Source organism: Candidatus Aquicultor sp., assembly GCF_054640775.1.
Genome location: NZ_JBTSLF010000285.1, coordinates 1 through 2,892 on the forward strand (window position 1 = coordinate 1; position 2,892 = coordinate 2,892).

1 protein-coding gene is annotated in these 2,892 nt (G+C 52.1%); it reads left to right on the forward strand.

Annotation, left to right across the window (positions count from 1 at the left end; translation table 11 throughout):
- Positions 1–2,892 (forward strand): efflux RND transporter permease subunit (locus tag ACYC56_RS14225; RefSeq protein WP_461374830.1); only part of this gene is annotated, 2,892 nt, incomplete at both ends.

A 2,892-nucleotide genomic window follows, 5' to 3' on the forward strand; every position in this document is an offset into this window, starting at 1 on the left:
TATTGGGCTCGAAGCCGGATTTTGGAATACCTCCAGGCGGTAAAAAATAAACTTCCAGCCAACATCAACCCGGTTCTCGGCCCTGATGCTACCAGTCTGGGCTGGGGGTTTTCTTATGCCGTTGTGGATGAAACCGGCAAACTGGACCTGGCCCAGTTGCGTTCCCTCCAGGATTGGAATCTAAAACTGGCTATTGAAAGCGTCCCCGGCGTTTCGCAAGTGGCCAGCGTGGGCGGGTTTGTCAAGCAATACCATATCACCCTGGACCCCAACCGGCTTTCTGCTTTTAACATCCCCATCACCAAAGTCATGGAAGCAGTCCGCCGCAGCAACCTGGATGTGGAAGGACGGGTCATTGAGTTCTCCGGGGTGGAGTACATGGTCCGAGGACGGGGATATATCAAAAGTCTGGAAGACTTAAGAAGTATTTCTTTGGGCACTAATGCTAATGGGACCCCCATCTACCTCAAAGACGTGGCCGGGATTCAACTCGGCCCGGAGATCCGCCGGGGAGTGGCCGAGTTGGATGGAAAAGGGGAGGTGGCCGCCGGAATTGTGGTGGTCCGGTTCGGTGAGAATGTCCTCAAGGTCATCGAGCAGGTCAAGGAAAAAATAAAAAAGGATATTGAACCCAGCCTGCCCAAAGGGGTTAAAATCGTCACTACCTATGACCGGTCCGATCTGATCCATCGTTCCATTGATACCTTGAAAGATGAGATCATCAAACTTTCCATTGCCGTCAGTGTGGTCTGCCTCGTCTTTTTATTTCACATCCCCAGCGCCCTGGTGATCATCCTGACCCTGCCGCTGGCCATTATTATTTCCTTTATCCTCATGGTCCATTTGAAGGTGACCTCCAATATCATGAGCCTGAGCGGGATCGCCATTGCCATCGGCGCTATGGTGGACGCCTCGATCATCATGGTGGAAAACGCCCATAAGAAGCTGGAAGAGTGGGAGGAAGCGAAACGACTGAGGGGAGATGGGAGCGGGGAGGAGGGGGAAGTCCTGGATGCGCATCAAGCCGCACTCGTGAATATGAGCAGGACCGATGTCATTATTCATGCGGCACAGGAAGTTGGGCCGTCTCTTTTCTTTTCCCTGTTGGTCATCATGGTCGGCTTCCTGCCGGTGTTTACCTTACAGGCCCAGGCCGGAAGGCTTTTCAAGCCTCTGGCCTATACCAAGACCTTTGCCATGCTTTTTTCTTCCTTTCTGGCCATTACCCTCACTCCGGTTTTGATGACCCTGTTTATCCGGGGGAAGATAAGACCGGAAGAAAAGAATCCAATCAGTATTATCCTCCATAAAGTTTATGAACCGGTGGCCCGGCTTGCTCTGCGGTTTAAAAAAACAGTCATTATCCTAACCGTCCTTATTCTGGCCGTCACCGTCTATCCCTTTATGAAACTCGGCTCGGAATTTATGCCTCCTATTTATGAAGGGACCTTGTTCTATATGCCGGTGACCGTACCGGCCGTATCCATTTCCGTGGCAACGGACCTGCTGAAAATGCAGGATAAGATCTTAAAGAAAATTCCGGAAGTATCCCAGGTCTTCGGCAAAGCCGGTCGGGCCGAGACGGCTACTGATCCGGCGCCCCTGGAGATGTTTGAAACAGTGGTCAATCTGAAACCCGAGGCCCAGTGGCGAAAGGGAATGACGGTTGATAAACTCAAAGATGAAATGAACGACGCCCTGACCATTCCCGGGGTGGCCAATTCCTTTACTATGCCCATCAAGGCCAGGATCGATATGCTGGCTACGGGGATTAGAACCCCAGTGGGGATCAAGGTGCTGGGTCCGAAACTGGAGGAACTGGAACGGATCGGCTTGGAACTGGAACATCACATCAAGGACATCCCCGGGACCCGCAGCGTTTATGCCGAAAGAATGACTACCGGATATTTTCTGGATGTGATTGTTAATCGGCAAGAAGCCGCCCGGTATGGGTTGGCCGTTGAAGATATTCAGGAAGTGGTCGAGACGGCCATTGGCGGCATGAATATCACCACCACTGTGGAAGGCCGGGAACGCTATCCGGTGAACATCCGCTATGCCCGGGAGTTGCGGGGAACTATCGAAGACCTCAAGAGAATTCTGGTGCCGGCGACGATGGCTGCTGCCAAAAATTCTCAGGCTGCCTCTGGAATGGGTTCCGCTTCGGCTGAGGGGGGGGCTTTGCGGGTCCCTCTGGGGCAAGTGGCGGACATAAAAATCATAAAGGGTCCGACGGCCATCAAGAGCGAAGAAGGTCTATTAAGCCTCTATGTTTTTGTGGACTTTAGCGGCCGGGACGTAGGGGGCTATGTGCAGGAGGCCAAAAGAAAAGTGGCCTCCTTGAAGATCCCAACCGGATATCGACTGGAATGGAGCGGGGAATATGAATATCTGATCAAAACCGAGGAAAGATTAAAATTAGTCATTCCCTTGACCCTCTTGATCATTTTTGTCTTGATTTTCTTTAACACTAAGTCGGTTACCAAAACTCTTATCGTCTTGCTGGCCGTCCCCTTTTCCTTGGTAGGCTCCTTCTGGCTCCTTTATATCCTTAATTACAATCTCAGCATTGCCGTCTGGGTGGGGATCATTGCCTTGGCCGGTTTGGATGCCGAAACCGGGGTGGTCATGCTGCTATATCTGGAACTGGCTTATGAAAGGTGGAAGAAAGAAGGCCGTTTGAAAGGGATCTCTGATCTGAAGGAAGCCATCATGTTCGGGGCGGTGAAACGGATCCGTCCCAAGATCATGACCGTCAGCGTTATCCTGGCCGGTCTGGTTCCGATCATGTTCAGTCACGGCACCGGGGCGGATGTGATGAAGCGCATTGCCGCCCCGATGGTGGGAGGGGTGATCACCTCCATGATTATGGAACTGGTTATCTATCCGACG